The sequence below is a fragment of the Streptomyces sp. NPDC004539 genome (assembly GCF_040610055.1).
In the GTDB taxonomy this organism is placed as follows: domain Bacteria; phylum Actinomycetota; class Actinomycetes; order Streptomycetales; family Streptomycetaceae; genus Streptomyces.
The window spans coordinates 211,063-229,971 of record NZ_JBEXLS010000008.1 but is presented as its reverse complement, the minus strand read 5'-3'; the positions used below and the strand labels follow the sequence as shown (position 1 = coordinate 229,971).

Below are 18,909 nucleotides of genomic sequence, written 5' to 3'. Positions count from 1 at the left end.
TGGTCGGGGATCTTCACAGCCGAGGTGGGCCGAGCGGCGCCGACACCTCGGCGAGGGCGCGGTGATCCATCGGGTGGCGTACCTCCCGAGAGCCACCCCCGTACACAATTGACCCCGTGAACGACCTGACCCCCCTCCTCACCCCCCAGGGCCGCGCCCTCCTCGAAGCGGTGCGCGGCACGCAGCCGAGCGACGAGCTGGCCGTCGCCACCCGGCTCCGCAAGGAGTACCCCGCCGACCTGGTGTCGGCGGCGCTCGGACAGGCGCGGCTGCGGGCGCGGGCGGTGGTGAAGTTCGGGGAGGCGGACGCCGGGCGGATGTTCTTCACGCCGAACGGGGTCGAGCAGTCGACGCGGGCGAGCGTCGCGTCGTACCGGGCCCGGCGGTTCAGGGAGCTGGGCGTCACGAGCCTCGCCGACCTGTGCTGCGGGATCGGCGGCGACGCGATCGCGCTGGCGCGGGCCGGGATCAGGGTGCTCGCGGTGGACCGGGACCCGCTCACCGCGGCCGTGGCCCGCGCCAACGCCGAGGCGCTGGGGCTCGCGGAGCTGATCGAGGTGCGCGAGGCGGACGTGGCCGACGTCGACACGTCCTCGTACGACGCGGTGTTCGTCGACCCGGCGCGGCGGGGCGGGCGCGGGCGGATCTTCGACCCCGAGGCGTACTCCCCGCCCCTCTCCTGGGCGATCGGCGCGGCCCGCAAGTCCCCCCTCGCCGCCCTCAAGATCGCCCCCGGCGTCCCCCACGAGGCGATCCCCGAGGACGCCGAGGCGGAGTGGATCTCCGACGGGGGTGACGTCAAGGAGGCCGTGGTGTGGTTCGGTACTACCCCCGGAGCGGTACGGGCCACCCTGCTACCCGCGGGGGACACCCTCCTGGGCGCCGGTCTGCCGAACCCGCCCGTACGACCCGTGGGCCGTTATCTGTACGAGCCCGACGGCGCCGTCATCCGCGCGCATCTCGTCGCCGACGTCGCCCGGCGCCTCGCGCACGCCGGTCTCGTCGACGAGACCATCGCGTACGTCACCTCCGACGAGCTCCGGCCGACCCCGTACGCCTCCGCCTACGAGATCACCGATCAACTCCCCTTCAACGTCAAGAAGTTGCGGGCGCTGCTGCGGGAGCGGGAGGTCGGGGTCCTCACCGTGAAGAAACGCGGGTCCGCCGTCGAGCCCGAGGAACTCCGCAAGAAGGTCAAACTCCAGGGGCCGAACTCGGCGACGGTCTTCCTCACGCGGGTGGCGGGGGCGCCGGTGATGCTGGTGGGGCGGCCTGTGTGAGGGAGAGGGGTTGCAGCGTGCCGTCCCGCAGGACGCGGACGCGGGCGCGGCGGGCGGCTTCGTAGGCGTGGTGGTGGGCTTGGGGGAAGTGCATGCCGGCGAGATCGCCGCCGGGCAGGAAGCGGATGAGCCACGCCACCGACTCGACACCGTCGGCGGCAGCCGCGGCGGCGGTCAGAAGCTTCTCGTAGTCCCCTCGCAGCGTGCCGAAACCAGCGCTCGGGGTGCTCTGGAAGTAGCGGAACACCGTCAGTGAACGCGAGGGCGGGATCTCGTTCGGGATCTCGTACGAGGCGAGGTGTTCACCGCTGCCGAGCCGCCACAGGCAGTCGTCGACCTCCTCCTCCGGCGAGAAGGCGTACAGCCAGTCACGCGCCTTCACCCCGTCGTCACCCGGCAGCGCCGCCCTGGTCCGCAGCGCCTCCACCATGCCGGTCACTCCGTACGGCACCAGCAGGGAGACCAGCCGGTGCGGGGCGGAGACGGACTCGTCCGACTCCTCCTGGACCGTCCAGCGGTCCAGCAGGACCACATCGCCCTCCACAATCGCGGTACGGATGACGTCCAGCCCCGTCGGCACCCCCCACGCGGCCAGGGTGGCCGAGGCGGCGACCCGCAGGCTGGCGTCGGGATGGCGGACGAAGCCGGCGAGTTCGGCGGGGTCGCCCGGGCTCTCGTCCAGGCACTCCAGTGCCAGACAGCGGGCCAGGATCGTCACCGTGGGGTCCCGGACCAGGGCGAGCAGTTCGTCGTGCGGGGCCCGGCCTGGCCCCTCCGCGACATGGTCGCGCACGGCGGTCAGCAGCGCGGTGCCGCTGCCCATGGACCGGAACCGGTCCAGCAGCGCCCGCACCCCGCCCTCTCCCGCGGCGTCCAGGTACGCCCGGGCCACCTCCTCGTCGTCCAGCGGGCGCTGGAGGATGCCGAGCAGCCGGTCGACCGTGCCCGACTCGCGGGTGTTCTTCAGCGCGTCCCGCACGGCCGCCGCGACGACCTCGAACCACTCGCGGCCCACCCACTGTTCCAGTGTCCGCAGGAAGACATCGGCCGGCGCCCCCGCCTGGCCCAACGCCCGTACGACGAGGCCGATGCCCTTGGCCGACAGCCAGGTGCCGCGCCGGGAGCCGTCAGTCAGGTGCGTCAGCCTCCGCTCCAGCTCCGCGCGCAGCACCGGGACCGCGGCCTCCACCCGCAGCGTGCCCAGCGCGCTGATCAGCGCCTCCCTCAGGTAGTACACGGAGTCGACCCCGCCCAGCGAGAACGCCCCCAGCAGCCGCTCCCCCACCCGCCGTCCGCCGTGCGCCTCCAGCGCCTGGATCAGCGCCAGCCGGGCCTCGCTCCCGCGCTGGTCGTCGCAGATGTACGTGATGACCTCGTCGAGCTGTTCGTCCGAGCGGGCCACCCCGACCAGCGCGTCGGCGGCCTTGCGCCTCTCGTCCAGGTATCCGGAGCCGCCCAGCAACTGCCAGACGGTGGCCACGATCTCGCGCCGCAGCGCCACGTCGGCCACCCTCGGGCTGCCCGTCAGACAGCGCGCCGCCAGCAACAGGTCGGTGTTGAACAGGTCGTCGTCGGGCAGGACGAGCAGTCCGGCGTCGTCGGTGCGCGGCCGGTCGGGCGACAGTTGCAGCAGCCCCGACAGCAGCAGCGAGGCGTCCGGCAGGGAGCCCGCGAGCAGCAGGATCACCTCCTCCCACCACGGGTCGTAACGCGCCTGAACCGCCTGCCGAATCCCGTCCGCGCCGCGCTCCAGCAGGGCGGCGGCGGTGAAGTGCTCCTGGAGGGTGAGGTGCAGGAAGCCGTACCAGCCGTGGGCCTGTGGTTTGAGCAGGCCGTACTGGGCGGCGATCTCGTCGAGGATGGCGCGGCTGTCCTCGGGGGCGAGGTCGATGGTCGGCAGGAAGCGGGCGATCTGGCCGAGCAGGTCGTCCTCGGGGAAGTAGCGCAGACCGCGCTGGTGGTAGTGGCGGGCGATCTCCTTCAGCAGGTCCTGTTTGCGGTCGGTGGTGAACCGGCTGTACCGGGAGATCTTGCGGTGCGCGTCCCACTCGCGCAGCAGGACCTCCACACAGCGCTGGTACAACGCGGCCCGGCGTTCGGGGAGTTCGAGGTCGCGTTCGTAGACGATGGCGATGAGGCTGAGCAACAGGGGGTTCGCGGCGAGGGTCTGGAGCCGGCCGTTCGCGGAGAGGGCGCGGACCAGACCGACGCGGCGGCGGTCGGTCGCGCCGAACCAGTTCGCCACGAACGCCTCGATCTGCGGCCACTCGAAGTCCAGCGCCTCCAGGACCTGGAACTGCGGGAGTCCGCCGCGCCAGCCCTGGCGGCGGCAGGTCGTGGCGATCAGCGCGCGCGGGAACCGCGTCGCCAGCCGGGTGAGTTCGGCGGTGACCCTGCGGTAGGCGTTCTCCGCCTCCTGCGCGCTCTCCCCGCCGAGCACCTCGTCCAGGCCGTCGAGCAGCAGGGCCGCCGTGCCGTCGGTGAGCTTCTGGACGATGTAGTCGCGGGCGTCCTCGAAGCCGTACTGGTCGGCCCAGTGCTCCGCGAGGTGGTCGAGCAGGGACTCGTGGCCGCTCTCGACGAACCTGAACAGTTCGACGTAGGCCGGGAGTTCGGGCAGCGACTCGTGTTCGGAGCGGGTCGCCATCCGCAGTGCCAGATGACGCATCATCGTCGTCTTCCCGGCACCGGGATCGCCCACGACCACGATCCGCCGGTACCGCTGGAGGGCGTCGACGGGCGCGTACGTGTGGACGGCGGCCTGGGTGTCGGCGGCGGCTCTGGCCTCGGCGCGTTCCGCCTCCGAGCGCCAGGAGCGGCGCTCCACGTCCGGGCGGCGGGCCTGACGCTCCAGCTCGTCCGCCGACAGAAAGCGCAACGGCTGCTGCTCCTGCACCCCCACCTGCACGTACAGCCGCTCCAGCCGCAGCGGGCGGGACATGTCGAGGATCTTCAGCGTGGACAGTTCCTGCACCAGCCGCCCGCAGTAGGCCGCGGCGCCGGACTCCAGGGTGGAGCGGCGGGCGGCGACCTGTTGGGCCGCGCGCTCCCGCTCCTGCTCGGCCTCCCGCTCCGCCCTGCGCCGCTCCCTCTCCGTCAACTGCCGCTCATGCGCCCACTCCCGCTCCTTCAGCCGCATCTGGGCGTCCGCCTCCCAGCGGACCCGCTCCCGTTCCAGCCGTTGTGCGCGCTGCACCTGCCACAACGCGACGCCGGCCGCGATCAGGGCCACGAGGATTCCGCCCAGGGCGGTGACGACGGACGCGCTGTCGAGCGCGAGATTCCCCCTCATTCGGACGATTGTGACAGCGGGGGCGGCCGTTGAAACCCCTTGCGCGGAGGGCGGGTTACGGGGTTTCGGCCCGCCGCAGGAGGAGTTCGCGCTCCCGGGTGTTGGCCGCCAGCTCGGCGGCGCGGGCGAACTCGGCGCGGGCCTCCGCCGTGCGGCCCAGGCGGTGGAGGAGGTCGCCTCGGACGCTGGGGAGCAAGTGGTAGTCCCGCAGGGCGGGTTCGGCGGCGAGGGTGTCGACCAAGGACAGGGCGGCGGTGGGGCCGTCCGTCATCGAGACGGCGACCGCGCGGTTCAACTCGACGACAGGGGAGGGGAATCGGGCGGCGAGGGCGTCGTAGAGGAGCACGATCGTGGGCCAGTCCGTCTCGTCGTAGGTGTACGCGTGGGTGTGGCAGGCCGCGATCGTCGCCTGGAGGGTGTAGCGGCCGGGTGGTCCGGTCGTCGCCGAGTTCGCGCGGGAGAGGGCGTGGATGCCTCGGGCGATGAGGGCGCGGTTCCAGCGGCGGCGGTTCTGGTCGCAGAGGAGGACGGGGGTGCCGTCGGGGGTGGTGCGGGCCGGGGTGCGGGCCGCCTGGAACTCCAACAGGGCGGCCAGGGCGTGGACTTCGGGCTCCTTCGGCATGAGGGCCGCGAGTTGCCGGGCCAGGCGGAGGGCGTCCTCGCAGAGGGCGGGGCGCAGCCAGTCGTCGCCGGCGGTCGCGGCGTAACCCTCGTTGAAGATCAGGTAGATGACGTCGAGGACGGAGGCGAGGCGGACCGCGCGGTCGGGGCCGTAGGGGACTTCGAAGGGGACGTTCGCCGCCGCGAGGGCGCGTTTCGCGCGGACGACGCGCTGGGCGACGGTCGGTTCGGGGGCGAGGTAGGCCCGCGCGATCTCGGCCGTCGTGAGGCCGCCGAGGAGGCGCAGGGTGAGGGCGGTGCGGGCGTCGGGGGTGAGGACGGGGTGGCAGGTCATGAAGACGAGCCGCAGGACGTCGTCGTCGAAGTCGTCGGGCTCGTCCGGGGGCGGCGGCGCCGTCTCCGTCAGGTCCCGGCCGATCTCCGCGAGCTTGCGGGCGTACACCTCGCGGCGGCGGATCAGGTCCACCGCCCGGCGCCTGGCTGTCGCGGTCAGCCAGGCGCCTGGGTTGTCGGGGACCCCGTCACGCGGCCACTGTTCCAGCGCCGCGACCAGCGCGTCCTGCGCCAGTTCCTCCGCGATCCCGACGTCCCGCACCAGCCGGGTGACGGTCGCGACGACCCTCGGCGACTCGATCCGGAAAACGGTCTCGACGGCGGTGCGGGAGGCGGCCGTGAGGGAGGCGTTGGTGAGCTGTCGTTCCACAGCTCACCATCGAACACCCCGGCACCGACATCCGCCGGACGAACGGGTACTACGGGTACTACGGGTACGGCGCCGGCGAGCCTCAGCCCTCCGCGATCTCCCGCACCTCGCACGTCACCGTCCAGATCTCCTCGTGCACCCGCAGGAACCGCTCCGCCCAGTGCAGCGCCTCCGCGCGGTCCTTGCACTGCATGATCGCGTACCCCCCGACGACCTCCTTGGCCTCAGTGAACGGCCCGTCCGTGACGGAGATCTTCCCGCCCTCCCAGCGCACGCGCGTCCCCTGCGCGCTCGGCAGCAGTCCGGCCGTGTCGAGCATGACCCCCGCCTTGGTGACCTCCTCGATCAGCTCCCCCATCCGCTGCATCAGCTCCTCGCTGGGCCCCTCGGCGGGCGCGGACGCTTCGTCGATCTTCACGAGCGACAGGTAACGCGGCATGGTGACTCCTCGTGTACGGGACCCCGGGAGGTCCGGTGAGCGGGGCTGTTCCCCGCCTCTCACACGTACGTCGAACGAGGCTCCCCCACATCGACAGGCTCGCCGGAAAATCCCAGAATTATTTCAGCGACTCCCACAGCTCCCCCGCCGCCGGCTCCTTCGCGATCACCCGGTTCGGGTCCGACGGGGCGAGGACCACCGGCATCATCACGGTCGTCAGCCCGGACACCGACAGCCCCCGCACGCTCTGCCCCAGCTCGATCAGGTCGGACAGCGAACTCAGCCCGGTGTCGGTGGTCAGGCTGCCGGTGACCGCGTCGGCGACCTCGTACAGCTTCGTCGGGCTGCTCAGCAGGTTCAGCTCGGAGATCTGGGCGAGCAGCGCCTTCACCAGCGTCTGCTGGAGACCTATCCGCCCCAGGTCGCTGCCGTCGCCTATGCCGTGCCGGGTGCGGGCGAACGCGAGGGCGGTCTTGCCGTCCAAGTGGTGGGTGCCGGCCGCGAGTTCGAGGTGGCTGTCGGTGTCGTGGATGTCCTCGGCGGTCGTGACGGTGACACCCCCGAGCGCGTCGACGAGCTTGGCGAACCCGGCGAAGTCGACCTCGATGTAGTGGTCCATGCGGACGTCGGTCAGCTGCTCGACGGTCTTGACGGCGCAGACGGGCCCGCCGATCTCGTACGCGGTGTTGAACATGACGTTGTGGGCGACCTTGCTGGTGCCGCCGGAGTCGAGGGGACAGGACGGGCGGGTGACCAGCGTGTCGCGGGGGATGCTGACGACCGTCGCGGCGGTGCGGCCCGCGTCGAGGTGGACGACCATCGCCGTGTCGGAGCGCGCGCCGCCCTCGGGGCCGCCGCCGAGTGCCTTGTTCTCCTTGCCCGTTCGCGAGTCCGAGCCGAGGACGAGGATGTTGAGGGAGCCGGTGGGCAGGGGAGAGGCGGACGGCGACGGGGTGACCATCGCCCGCGCGGGCCGGTCGTCGCCGAGCGCCTGGTCGATGTCGACGCTCTTGATGTTGGAGTCGAGATGCCAGTACGCCCAGCCGCCGGCCGCCACGCCCAGCACCAGGACCCCCGCCAGGGTGAGGCCGACGATCTTCAGGACCCTCGACCGCCGGCCCACCCGTCTGCCCGCGTCGCCTTGTTCCTCGTTCTGCTCCTCGTTTCGCGTCACACCACGAACATAAGTCCGGAATGTGAAGACGCCGTTAGGAGAGGGGCTTCGGGGCTGTTTTCTTCAGAAAATCTCACGACACCGTCACTGTCGGTAGCGGATTGCTCCCGCTCCACGCCCCGTTGAACCCGAACGACACCGAACCCCCGTCCGGCACGGTCCCGTTGTACGTCGCGTTGGCGCACGACACCGCCGCCCCCGACTGCGTGCACGTCGCGTTCCACGCCTGCGTCACCGTCTGCCCCGCCCCGAACGTCCAGGTCGCCCGCCACGACGACAGGGCCGCCCCCGAGCAGGAGATCACCACGTTCCCGGTGAACCCGGTGTTCCACTGGCTGGTGACGCTGTACGTCGCCTTGCAGGCCCCCGTCGGCGGAGTCGTCGTCCCGCCCCCGAGCGCCTCGGAGATCCCGTAATAGGCGGGCTTGGGCTGGTAGTTGGCGTCGTACGGGGTGGCCGCCCCCTGTCCGGGGAACGTCGACTCGACCCACGAGTCGGAGTCGGTGAACCCCCACACCGTGAGGTTCACGCACCGCGCGACGGCGACGCAGGCGGCCGTCACCGCCTTGTAGTCGGCCTTCTGCTGGGCCAACTTGGTGGCGTCGGAAGGCAAGTTCATCCGGATGTCCAGCTCGGTGATCGCGACGTCGAGCCCGAGGTCGGCGAAGCGCTGGATGTTCTGCTGGAACGTGGCCGGGACCTGACCGAGGATCAGATGCGCCTGGAGGCCGACCCCGTCGATCGGCACGCCGCGCTGCTTCAGTGAACTGACCAGGTTGTAGAGGGCGTTGGACTTCGCGTTGACGCCCTCGACGTTGTAGTCGTTGATGTACAGCTTGGCGTTCGGGTCGGCGGCCCGCGCCCAGGTCAGCGCGTTCGCGATGTAGTCGACGCCGAGGCCGTTGTACCAGAGGGTCGAGCGGTAGGTGCCGTCCTCGTTGAAGGGTTCGTTGACGACGTCCCAGGCGGCGATCCGGCCCTTGTAGCGGCCGACCTCGGTGTTGATGTGGTTCTGGAGGAGCGTGGTCAACTGGGCGGGCGTCCAGGTGCCGTTGGTGAGCCAGCTCGGGTTCTGGCTGTGCCAGACGAGGGTGTGGCCGCGCACCTGCTGGCCGTGCGCCTCGGCGAAGTTGACGATCTGGTCGGCCTCGGCCCAGTTGAAGGTGCCCTGGGTCGGCTCGACCGAGCCCCACTTCATGGCGTTGCCGGGGGTCAGGGAGGAGAACTGCGCGCCGGCCAGGTCGCCGTAGGTGCCGGTGAGTTTGGAGCCGGTCACCGCCGTACCGATGACCTTGCCCTTGGCCGTGCCGAGGTCGCGCAGCGGGGTGTCGGCGGCCTGGGCGGGGGTGGCCGTGGCGGTGAGCAGGGCGCCGACGGTGACCGCTCCGGCGAGCAGGGCGGACAGTCGTGATCGGGGGGAGGATCTCATTGCGGGTGCCTCCGAAAGTTTCGGTTGTGCAACCGATTGACTTCGGAGGAGTGTGAGGGCACCCGCCATACCCGTCAATACATCAGCTTCCGGCCAGCGGCGGCACCCCCGTGCTGGAGCGCACCACCAGACTCGTCGCCAGCTCCACCCGGGTCGCCGCCGGCCCCTCCGCCGGCCCCGTGTCGGACCGCCCGAGCTCCAGCACGAGCCGGGCGGCGGCCTCGGCCATCTCGGTGAGCGGCTGCCGGACGGTCGTCAGCGGCGGCCCCACCCAGCGGGCGACCGGCAGATCGTCGAAGCCGACGACGCTCAGGTCCTCGGGGATGCGCAGCCCCAGTTCGCGGGCCGCCTCGTAGAGGCCGAGCGCCTGGAGGTCGTTGCCGGCGAAGACGGCGGTGGGCCGGTCGGGGCGGGCGAGCAGTTCGCGGCCGACGCGGTAGCCGGTGTCGTGGTGGAAGTCGCCCGTACGGATGAGGTCGGACTCGACGGGCAGCCCGGCGGTCTCCAGGGCGGCCCGGTAGCCGTCGATCCGCGCGCGGCTGCACATCATCTGGGGCGGGCCGGTGATCGCGCCGATCCTGCGGTGGCCGAGTTCGACCAGGTGGCGGGTGGCGGCGAGGCCGCCCTGCCAGTTGGTGGCGCCGATCGAGGGGACGTCCGCGCCCGGGTCGCCCGCCGGGTCCATGACGACGAACGGCACGGAACGGCTGGTCAGCAGCGCGCGCTGGGACTCGTCGAGGCCGGACAGGACGAGGATCACGCCGTGCGGACGGCGCGCGGCGACCTGGTCGGCCCAGGTCCGGCCGGGGGTGAGGCGGCCCGCGCTCTCGCTGAGGACGACGCTGAGGCCCGCGTCGCGCGCGACGTTCTCCACACCCCGGATGACCTCAAGCGCCCAGGCGCTCTCCAGCTCGTGGAAGACCAGGTCGATGAGGGGGGAGCGGGTCGCCTCGGCCCGCCTGCGCCGGTAGCCGTGGGCGCGCAGCAGCTCCTCGACGCGGGTCCGGGTGCCGGGCGCGACGTCGGCCCGGCCGTTGAGGACCTTCGAAACAGTCGGCGCGGAGACGCCGGCCTCGCGGGCGATCTCCGCGAGCGTCGCGGTCTGTGGCCGCGTTTCAGCGGGGTCCGAGGGTGTCATGGCGGCGATCGTATCGCCGCATGCCCTCTTGACGAACCCCGTGAGGCGCCATAGGTTCCCGGAACATTCGGAATACAGCTCGAAACATTCGTACCGCTCTGGTGGCTCACCGACCTCTGACAGGAGTTTCATGACCACCGCCTCCGAACGGAAGCCGGGCCCCGCCCCTTGGCGCGACCCCTCCCTGCCCGCCGCCGCCCGAGTCGACGACCTGCTCTCCCGGATGACCCTCCAGGAGAAGACCGCCCAGCTGTACGGCGTCTGGGTGGGCGCCGACACGGAGGACGGCGGGGTCGCCCCGCACCAGTCCGACATGACCGCCGACTACGACTGGGACGAGCTGGTCTCGCACGGCCTCGGCCAGCTCACGCGCCCCTTCGGCACCGCCCCCGTCGACCCGACGGCCGGCGCCCGCGCCCTCGCCGAGGCCCAGCGCCGGCTGGTCGCCGCCAACCGCTTCGGCATCCCCGCGCTCGCCCACGAGGAGTGCCTCGCCGGGTTCACCGCCTGGCGGGCCACCGCCTATCCCGTCCCGCTCTCCTGGGGCGCCTCCTTCGACCCGGACCTCGTCGAGCGGATGGCCGCCCGCATCGGCCACGACCTGCGCTCGGTCGGCGTCCACCAGGGCCTCGCCCCCGTCCTGGACGTCGTCCGCGACGCTCGCTGGGGGCGCGTCGAGGAGACGATCGGCGAGGACCCCTACCTGGTCGCCACGGTCGGCACCGCCTATGTGCGCGGACTGGAGTCGGCAGGGGTGATCGCCACCCTCAAGCACTTCGCCGGGTACGCCTCCTCGGCGGGCGCCCGCAACCTGGCCCCCGTGCGCGCGGGCACCCGCGAGTTCGCGGACGTCACCCTGCCGCCCTTCGAGATGGCGATCCGCGAGGGCGGCGCCCGCTCGGTCATGCCCTCCTACACCGAGCGCGACGGCGTCCCGGCCTCCGCCGACCCCGAGCTGCTCACCCAACTCCTGCGCGAGACCTGGGGGTTCACCGGCACGGTCGTCTCCGACTACTTCGCGGTCGGCTTCCTGGAGACCCTGCACCGGGTCGCCGGCACCCCCGCCGAGGCAGCCCACGCCGCGCTGGCCGCCGGCATCGACATCGAGCTGCCGACGCTGAAGTGCTACGGCAAACCGCTCCTGACGGCCGTTCAGGAAGGCGCTGTCCCCGAGGAGTTGGTCGACAACGCTGTCCGTCGGGTCCTCCTCCAGAAGTGCGGACTGGGCCTCCTGGACGAGGACTGGACTCCGACGCACGCCGAACCGGTCGAGCTGGACTCGGCGCAGAACCGGGCGGTGGCCCGTCAACTCGCCGAAGAGTCGGTCGTGTTGCTCGACAACCCGGACGGCATCCTGCCGCTCGCCCCCGACACCCGGATCGCGGTCGTCGGCCCGCGCGCGGCGGAGACGCTGGCCATGCTCGGCTGCTACTCCTTCCCCTCCCACGTCCTCCCGCACCACCCGGGCGTGGCCGACGGCATCGAGATCCCGACCGTCCTCCAGGCGCTGCGCGCCGAACTCCCGGACGCCAAGGTGACGTTCGCGGAGGGCTGCGGGGTCGACACCCCCGACACGGGCGGCTTCGACGAGGCCGTGGCGCGCGCGTCCGAGGCGGACGTCTGTGTCGCCGTCCTCGGCGACCGGGCCGGGCTCTTCGGCCGGGGCACCTCCGGCGAGGGCTGCGACGCCGAGGACCTCCGACTCCCCGGTGTCCAGGCCGAGTTGCTGGACGCGCTGGTGGCGACCGGGGTGCCCGTCGTGCTCGTCATGCTCGCCGGTCGCCCCTACGCGCTGGGCCGCTGGCACGGGCGGCTCGGGGCGGTCGTCGAGGCGTTCTTCCCCGGCGAGGAGGGCGGTCCGGCGGTCGCGGGGGTCCTGTCGGGCCGCGTCAACCCGTCCGGGCGGCTCCCGGTGAGCGTGCCGCGCGTGACCGGCGGCCAGCCCTGGACCTACCTCCAGCCGCCGCTGGGCCTCAAGGGCGAGGTGAGCAACCTCGACCCGACTCCCTTGTACCCGTTCGGACATGGGCGCTCGTACACGGAGTTCGGGTGGGAGAGCGACGCAGGGGAGGCGCCCGTGTCGATCTCCACCGACGGTTCCCACGACGTGTCGGTGACCGTCCGCAACACCGGGGACCGGGCCGGGGCGGAGGTCGTCCAGCTGTATCTGCACGATCCGGTGGCCTCGGTGACGCGGCCGGACGTCCGGCTGATCGGGTACCGGCGGCTGGAGTTGGAGCCGGGAGAGGCCAGGCGCGTGACGTTCGCCTTCCACGCCGACCTGTCGGCGTTCACGGATCGCGGCGGGCGCAGGATCGTCGAACCGGGCGCGCTGGAGCTGAGGCTGGGGGCGTCCAGCACGGACATCCGGTACACGGCTCAGCTCGAACTCACCGGGGAGGTGAGGGAGTTGGGGGTGGACCGGCGGCTGCGCTGCGAGACCGAGGTCGACTAGCCGACGCTCTCGAAGCGCCACCGGTGCACTGCACGGGCGATCAAATCACCCTCGGGTTCCGGGAGTTCGGGCAGCGGTGCGTCGTACTCCGCGTCCCACCACGTGATGACCAGCACCCGGCCCTCGGGGCCTCGCAACGTCTCCCGACGGAGGGGAGGCGTCGCGAGGGGCTGGCGGCGGGCCCAGGCGAGGAGTTCCTCGCCCCGGCCCGCCGCCGCCTTGGCCTCCCACATCAACGCGACTGTCATGTGTACAGGTTGTCCTTGCTGACCTCGTGAACGTGGTCATGGCTGTGCCCCGGCACATGCGGATCGGTCACCGGCAACGACGAGTCCGCCGACAGATCCCAGTCCGAGGGCGTCCGGTTGCGTGCGACCATCTCCGCGCCCAGCGCGGCCACCATCGCCCCGTTGTCCGTGCACAACTTCGGCCGGGGCACCCGGAGTCGGATGCCCGCCGCCTCGCACCGCTCCTGGGCGAGCGCCCGCAGCCGGGAGTTGGCGGCGACCCCGCCGCCGATCATCAGGTGGTCGACGCCCTGGTCCTTGCATGCCCGCACCGCCTTGCGCGTGAGCACGTCGACGACCGCCTCCTGGAAGGACGCCGACACGTCCCGCACCGGCACCTCCTCCCCCGCCGCCCGCCGCGCCTCGATCCAGCGGGCCACGGCCGTCTTCAGCCCGGAGAAGGAGAAGTCGTACGCGGGGTCCCGCGAACCGGTCAACCCCCGTGGGAAAGCGATGGCGTTGGGGTCGCCCTCTCGGGCGTACCGGTCGATGACCGGCCCCCCCGGGAAGCCGAGGTTCAGCACGCGCGCGATCTTGTCGAACGCCTCGCCCGCCGCGTCGTCGATCGTCGCGCCCATCGGCCGGACGTCGGAGGTGATGTCGCTGGAGAGCAGCAGCGAGGAGTGCCCGCCGGAGACGAGGAGCGCCATCGTCGGCTCGGGCAGCGGGCCGTGTTCGAGCTGGTCGACGCAGATGTGCGAGGCGAGGTGGTTGACGCCGTACAGCGGCTTGCCGAGCGCGTACGCGTACGCCTTGGCGGCCGAGACGCCGACCAGCAGCGCGCCCGCGAGGCCCGGACCGGCCGTGACGGCGATGCCGTCCAGGTCCTTCGCGGTGACCCCCGCGTCCTTCAGGGCGCGCTGGATCGTCGGGACCATCGCCTCCAGGTGGGCGCGTGAGGCGACTTCGGGGACGACGCCGCCGAAGCGGGCGTGTTCGTCGACGGACGAGGCGACCGCGTCCGCGAGCAGGGTGGTACCCCGGACGATCCCGACACCGGTCTCGTCGCAGGAGGTCTCGATCCCCAGGACCAGGGGTTCGTCAGCCATCGTTCTCGGTTCCTCGTACGGGAGTCGCGGATGTCTCGGGGTCGGTGCGGCGCATCACCAGCGCGTCGACGTTCCCCGGCTGGTAGTAGCCGCGCCGGAAGCCGATCGGCTCGAAGCCGTAGCGCTCGTACAGCTTCTGGGCGCGGATGTTGTCGATGCGGCACTCCAGCATGACCTCGGGGCACTCGAACTCCGTGGCCGCGCGCAGGAGTTCGGTGAGGAGCCGGCCGCCGAGGCCGGTGCCCCAGTGGTCGCGGGCGACGGCGATGGTCTGGACGTCGGCGAGGTCACCGGCCGAGGCGAGTCCGGCGTAGCCGACGATCCGGCCGTCCGCGTGACTCGCCACCAGGTAACGCCGGTTGGCCTCCGGCCCGCGCGCGTGCGCCAGTTCGGACCAGAACATGCCGCGCGACCACGCGTCCTCGGGGAACAGCCCCCGCTCCAGCTCCAGTACGGGATCGATGTCCCACCAGCGCATCTCCCGCATCGCGGGCAGCGCCGTCTTCACAGGTTCAGTCACTTCGGCGTGACCACCTTGTAGTTCTTCGGCACCTGGGCGTCCGGCCGCCGCAGGTACAGCGGGCGCGGCTCGTCCAGCTCGGCGCCCGCCGCAAGCCGTTCGGCGGCCAGTGCGGCGAGGTCGGCGGCGGAGACGTGTTCCGGTCCGGGGACGACGCGGAAGTGGTCCGGGTACAGCAGCGCGCCCGCGCCGAACGCCGGGACGTCCCGGACGGTCTCGGCGAGGTCGGCGGGCTTGTCGACCGCCGGTCCGCTCACCCTCGTCCGCGTGTCGTCGTACCGCGCCCAGTACACCTCCTTGCGCCGCGCGTCGGTGGCGACCAGGAACGGCCCCTCCGCCTCCGCCGCGTACGCGAGGCCGTCCAGCGTGCAGACGCCGTGCACGGGCACGCCCAGCGCGAGCCCGAACGTGTCCGCCGTCATCAGCCCGACCCTGAGGCCCGTGTACGGCCCCGGCCCGGTCCCTACGACGATCCCCGTCACGGCGTCCAGTCTCACCCCCGCCTCGGCGAGCACACGGTCCACGGTCGGCAGCAGCAGTTCGCCGTGCCGGCGGGCGTCCACCTGACTCGACGCGGCGACGACTCGGTCACCGTCGTGCAGGGCGACCGTGACGGCGGGGGTGGCGGTATCCAGAGCGAGCAAGAGCACGCGAACAGCCTACGGCGCGCGGGGGTGGGGTACGGCCCCTGCTGCTAGCGTCCAGTGCGAAAACGGACGTTTACGTACAGAGGTGGTCGCAGGTGGCAAGCAGTAGCGCGGGGTTCGTGGCCGGGCTCACGGCGGCGGCGCTCACGACCGTGGGGGTGCTGGCGTGGCAGGCGTCGGCGAACTCGCCGGGGGATCTCAGCAGGCCGGTGCCGGCCGCCGCGTCCAAGGCGCCGCGCGATGTGCGGCATCCCGACGCGCTGCCGGGGAACTCCGGGGTCGGGCAGCGGGTCGTGTACTCCGTCGACGACGACCGGGTCTGGCTGGTCGACGAGAAGGGCAAGGTCGCGCGGACGTTCCGGGTGTATCCCGGGGGGCTCGATCCGAAGCCGGGGCCGTACGTCGTGTCCTCCCGGGCGGGGGCCGTGACGGCGACGGACGGGACGCGTATCGAGCACGTGGTGCGGTTCGCGGAGACGGCGGAGGGGATGGCGATCGGGTTCAGCGCGGCCGTGAGCGGGGCTCTGCCTGAGGCCGACACGATGGTGCGGACCGGGGGGATCAGGGAGACGCGGGCTGATGGGGACGCGATGTGGGATTTCGCGACAGTAGGTCGCAAAGTAATGGTGATTCGCTAATCAATGGGCCGTATGACATCTGCGGCGCCGTTGTGGCTGGTCGCGCCCACGCGGCGGTAGCCGCAAATCAGATACAGCCCCGCGCCCCTAGAAAGGCGGCTACGCCGCCTCCTCCACCATCCCGCCCTCGTCTTCTTCCCGCTCCGGCCCCCTCGGCGGCAACGACACCGCCTCCGCCGCCGCGCACGCCGCGAGCAGCTCTCTCATCAATACGGCGGGTACGGGGCGAGGGGACAGGGGGGACATGGGCGCCTCCAGCGGGCTGGTTAGGTAGACCTAACCACGGGCTGGATACCATATGACCACGCCCGATCCCGCAGGCGCAACATTTTGCCGACATCGCGTCGGAACGTTCACACGCGCAGCACACCCCCCAGATCGACCCCGGCCCACCGCGCCCCCAGCCCGCGCAGCGACACGTGCCGGACCTCGTCGGTCGTGTCGCCGACGGCCCGCTCGATGCCGATCCACAGCCGGTCGTCGGCCAGCTCCTCCACCTTCCCCTCCCCCCACTCGACGACGACGACGGACTCCGGCAGGGAGACGTCGAGGTCGAGGTCCTCCATCTCGTCGAGCCCGCCGCCCAGGCGGTACGCGTCGACGTGGACGAGCGGCGGCCCGGCCACGAGGGACGGGTGGACGCGGGCGATGACGAACGTCGGCGAGGTCACGGCACCCCGGACGCCGAGCCCCTCCCCGAGACCGCGCGTGAGCGTCGTCTTCCCGGCGCCGAGTTCACCGTTGAGCATGACGAGGTCCCCGGCGCACAGGAGCGAGGCGAGCCGCAGGCCCAGCTCGCGCATCTGCTCGGGGGACGTGACGGTCAGCTCAGCCAGGCTGTGCGGTGCTGCTGCTTCCATAGCCGCCAACGGTAGCGCCCGCCGGGAACGCCCCCACGCGCGTCAGCAGGTCGGCGAGCCGGTCGGTCACCGCCTCGGGGTGCTCCAGCATCACGAGATGCCCGGCGTCGGGGACGAGCACCAGTTCCGCGTCCGGCAGCAGGTCCGCGATGGCCTCGCTGTGCTCGCTCGGCGTCACCAGATCCCCGACCCCGGCGAGCACCAGCACCGGCATGTCCCGGAAGAAGGCGAGCGCCTCGGTCTTGTCGTGTTCCGTGAACGCCGGGTAGAACTCGGCGACGACGTCGATGGTCGTCCCCTCGATCATCCGCTCGGCGAACCGGGCGACCGCCGGGTCGACGTCCCGCGAGGAGAACGAGTACCGCTTGATGATCCCGGCGAACAGCTCGGCCGTGGCCCGGCGGCCCTTCTCGACGAGCGTGGCCTGCTGCCCGAGCACCTTGAGCACCCCCGGCAGCACCCGCCGCACCGCGTTGACCCCGGCGGCCGGCAGCCCGTAGTTGACCTCCCCGAGCCGCCCGGAGGACGTCCCGACGAAGGCCGTCGCGACGACCCGCTCGCGCACGAACTCCGGGAACTGCGCGGCGAGCGCCATCACCGTCATCCCGCCCATGGAGTGCCCCACGAGTACTACGGGTCCCTCGGGGACGGCCGCGTCGACGACGGCCTTCAGGTCCCGCCCGAGCTGGTCGATGCTGACCGGCACGCCGTCCTGGAGCTGCGCGACGCCGTGCCCCGAGCGGCCGTGGCTGCGCTGGTCCCAGTGGACCGTGCGGACGACGCCCCGCAGCGCCGCCCGCTGGAAGTGCCAGGAGTCCTGGGTGAGGCAGTAGCCGTGGCTGAAGACGACCGTGACGGGAGCCGGCGCCTTGCGGCCGAACAGCCGCCTGCGCCGGGGAGCGGAGCCGCCCTCGGGCTCGACGTCGTCCACCTCGTAGTACAGCTCGGTGCCGTCGTCGGCGTACGCCCTGCCGGGGGTGCCGCGCAGGGCGCCGTACGGGCCCGCCGAGTCCAGGGCGAGGCGGGCCTTCTTGCGCATGCCGCGCCCGACGGTCATCCGCTCCAGGGCGACACCGGCCGCCGCGCCCGCCGCGATCACCCCTATCGCGGCGCCCGCGATGCCGGTCGCCCGGCGCCAGTTGCCCGCGGCGTCCCCCGTGGCGGAGACGATCGCCTCCACACCGCTCTCGCTCACGTACCGCTCCTCTCCACCGAGTGACTACCCACCGACATAGACGCGGGGAACACGCGCGGAGATGCGGGTGACGATCTCGTACCCGATGGTCCCCGCGGCCTGCGCCCAGTCCTCGGCGGTGGGTTCCCCGCGGTCACCCGGCCCGAACAGGACCGCCTCCGCGCCGGCCTCGACGTCGTCGCCGCCCAGATCGACGACGAACTGGTCCATCGCGATCCGCCCGGCGGCCGTCCGCCACTTCCCGCCGACCAGCACCGGCCCGGCGCCGGACGCGTGCCGGGGTACGCCGTCGCCGTAGCCGAGGGGGACCAGCGCGAGGGTCGTCTCGCCGGGGGTGACGTAGTGGTGTCCGTAGCTGACGCCGTGCCCGCCGGGTACGTGCTTGACGAGGGCGACCGGCGTGGTCAGCGTCATCACCGGGCGCAGGCCCAGATCGGCGGGCGCGCCCAGCTCCGGGCTCGGCGACAGGCCGTACATCGCGATGCCCGGCCGGACGAGGTCGTAGTGGGCCTCGGGGAGGGTGAGGGTGGCGGGCGAGTTGGCGATGTGCCGCACCTCGGGGCGCAGGCCCTGTGCGTGCGCGTACGCGGTCATCTCGCGGAACCGGTCCAGCTGGAGGGCTGTCGAAGGGTGCCCGGGTTCGTCCGCACAGGCGAGGTGCGACCACACACCGGTGACGCGTACGACGCCGTCGCGCTCGGCGTCGTACGCCGCCGCGACCAGTTCGGCCCAGTCGGCGGGCTGGCTGCCGCCCCGCCCGAGCCCGGTGTCGGCCTTGAGCTGCACGCGGGCGGTCTTCCGTACGGCCCTGGCGGCCTCGACGACCTCGGCGAGCGCCCACAGCGCGCTCACGGACACGTCGATCCCGGCCTCGACGGCCTCCCGCCAGGGCCCGCCCGGCGTCCACAGCCAGCACATGACGCGGACGTCGTCGGGCAGCCCGGCGTCCCGGACGAGCGCCAGCGCCTCCTCCGGCGTCGCCGTCCCGACCCATGTCGCACCGGCCTCGACCGCCGCGCGGGCGCACGGGAGCGCGCCGTGGCCGTACCCGTCGGCCTTGACCACGGCCATGAAGGCCGCGCCCGGCGCCTTCGCCCGCAGCGCGCGCACGTTCGCCCGCAGCGCCGCCAGGTCGATCACCGCCCTGGCCCGCGCCCGTTCCGTCTCTCTCATCTCCCCCAG

16 protein-coding genes are annotated in these 18,909 nt (G+C 72.4%); 3 read left to right on the top strand and 13 right to left on the bottom strand.

Annotation, left to right across the window (positions count from 1 at the left end; genetic code table 11):
- The first annotated feature begins 116 nt into the window (after positions 1 to 116).
- Complete coding sequence (locus ABZX85_RS19180; RefSeq protein WP_355869512.1) at positions 117 to 1,280, top strand: class I SAM-dependent methyltransferase; 1,164 nt, start codon at positions 117 to 119, stop codon at positions 1,278 to 1,280.
- Here the strand turns inward: ABZX85_RS19180 and ABZX85_RS19175 are convergent.
- From ABZX85_RS19175 to ABZX85_RS19150, 6 genes are all read right to left on the bottom strand, one after another.
- On the bottom strand, positions 1,231 to 4,572 hold the full coding sequence (locus ABZX85_RS19175) for an NACHT domain-containing protein (protein WP_355869509.1): 3,342 nt from the start codon (positions 4,570 to 4,572) through the stop codon (positions 1,231 to 1,233). The two genes, ABZX85_RS19180 and ABZX85_RS19175, sit on opposite strands and share 50 nt — an antisense overlap.
- Positions 4,573 to 4,627: 55 nt before the next feature.
- Positions 4,628 to 5,896 (bottom strand): sigma-70 family RNA polymerase sigma factor, encoded by a 1,269-nt coding sequence (locus ABZX85_RS19170; RefSeq protein WP_355869506.1) that lies wholly within the window; start codon positions 5,894 to 5,896, stop codon positions 4,628 to 4,630.
- Positions 5,897 to 5,978: 82 nt separating this feature from the next.
- Entirely contained in the window at positions 5,979 to 6,335 is a 357-nt protein-coding gene (locus ABZX85_RS19165; protein ID WP_355869503.1) for a YciI family protein, read from the bottom strand.
- 118 nt (positions 6,336 to 6,453) lie between these two features.
- A complete protein-coding gene (locus ABZX85_RS19160; RefSeq protein ID WP_355869500.1) occupies positions 6,454 to 7,509 on the bottom strand; it encodes an LCP family protein in 1,056 nt (351 codons plus the stop codon).
- Between the two features lie 73 nt (positions 7,510 to 7,582).
- Positions 7,583 to 8,938 carry an endo-1,4-beta-xylanase gene (locus ABZX85_RS19155; RefSeq protein WP_355869497.1) on the bottom strand — a complete coding sequence of 452 codons (1,356 nt, stop codon included), beginning with the start codon at positions 8,936 to 8,938 and terminating at the stop codon, positions 7,583 to 7,585.
- Between the two features lie 82 nt (positions 8,939 to 9,020).
- Positions 9,021 to 10,076, bottom strand: a complete 1,056-nt coding sequence (locus ABZX85_RS19150; RefSeq protein WP_355869494.1) for a LacI family DNA-binding transcriptional regulator — start codon at positions 10,074 to 10,076, stop codon at positions 9,021 to 9,023.
- 130 nt (positions 10,077 to 10,206) lie between these two features.
- Between ABZX85_RS19150 and ABZX85_RS19145 the strand changes: the two genes are divergently transcribed.
- Positions 10,207 to 12,531, top strand: coding sequence for a glycoside hydrolase family 3 N-terminal domain-containing protein (locus tag ABZX85_RS19145; RefSeq protein WP_355869491.1), 2,325 nt, complete (start codon positions 10,207 to 10,209; stop codon positions 12,529 to 12,531).
- On the opposite strand, the gene ABZX85_RS19140 is transcribed toward ABZX85_RS19145, so the two are convergent.
- From ABZX85_RS19140 to tsaB, 4 genes are read right to left on the bottom strand one after another with little or no spacing between them, the layout of a single operon-like run.
- Positions 12,528 to 12,779 carry a hypothetical protein gene (locus ABZX85_RS19140; protein WP_355869488.1) on the bottom strand — a complete coding sequence of 84 codons (252 nt, stop codon included), beginning with the start codon at positions 12,777 to 12,779 and terminating at the stop codon, positions 12,528 to 12,530. The genes ABZX85_RS19145 and ABZX85_RS19140 overlap by 4 nt on opposite strands.
- A complete protein-coding gene (tsaD, locus tag ABZX85_RS19135) occupies positions 12,776 to 13,867 on the bottom strand; it encodes a tRNA (adenosine(37)-N6)-threonylcarbamoyltransferase complex transferase subunit TsaD (protein WP_355869485.1) in 1,092 nt (363 codons plus the stop codon). The genes ABZX85_RS19140 and tsaD overlap by 4 nt, the downstream gene beginning before the upstream one ends.
- Entirely contained in the window at positions 13,860 to 14,387 is a 528-nt protein-coding gene (rimI, locus tag ABZX85_RS19130) for a ribosomal protein S18-alanine N-acetyltransferase (RefSeq protein ID WP_355869483.1), read from the bottom strand. The genes tsaD and rimI overlap by 8 nt, the downstream gene beginning before the upstream one ends.
- Entirely contained in the window at positions 14,384 to 15,037 is a 654-nt protein-coding gene (tsaB, locus tag ABZX85_RS19125) for a tRNA (adenosine(37)-N6)-threonylcarbamoyltransferase complex dimerization subunit type 1 TsaB (RefSeq protein WP_355869480.1), read from the bottom strand. The genes rimI and tsaB overlap by 4 nt, the downstream gene beginning before the upstream one ends.
- Positions 15,038 to 15,129: 92 nt before the next feature.
- Between tsaB and ABZX85_RS19120 the strand changes: the two genes are divergently transcribed.
- Positions 15,130 to 15,672, top strand: coding sequence for a hypothetical protein (locus ABZX85_RS19120; protein ID WP_355869477.1), 543 nt, complete (start codon positions 15,130 to 15,132; stop codon positions 15,670 to 15,672).
- 353 nt (positions 15,673 to 16,025) lie between these two features.
- Here ABZX85_RS19120 and tsaE read toward each other — a convergent pair whose 3' ends face one another.
- Genes tsaE through alr form a run of 3 tightly spaced genes read right to left on the bottom strand, consistent with a single transcriptional unit; the run spans position 16,026 to position 18,900 of the window.
- Positions 16,026 to 16,532 carry a tRNA (adenosine(37)-N6)-threonylcarbamoyltransferase complex ATPase subunit type 1 TsaE gene (gene tsaE, locus ABZX85_RS19115; RefSeq protein ID WP_355869471.1) on the bottom strand — a complete coding sequence of 169 codons (507 nt, stop codon included), beginning with the start codon at positions 16,530 to 16,532 and terminating at the stop codon, positions 16,026 to 16,028.
- On the bottom strand, positions 16,501 to 17,727 hold the full coding sequence (locus ABZX85_RS19110; RefSeq protein WP_355869468.1) for an alpha/beta hydrolase: 1,227 nt from the start codon (positions 17,725 to 17,727) through the stop codon (positions 16,501 to 16,503). Before ABZX85_RS19110 ends, tsaE begins: the two co-directional genes overlap by 32 nt.
- 24 nt (positions 17,728 to 17,751) lie before the next feature.
- Positions 17,752 to 18,900 (bottom strand): alanine racemase, encoded by a 1,149-nt coding sequence (gene alr, locus ABZX85_RS19105; RefSeq protein ID WP_355869465.1) that lies wholly within the window; start codon positions 18,898 to 18,900, stop codon positions 17,752 to 17,754.
- Positions 18,901 to 18,909 lie beyond the last annotated feature (9 nt).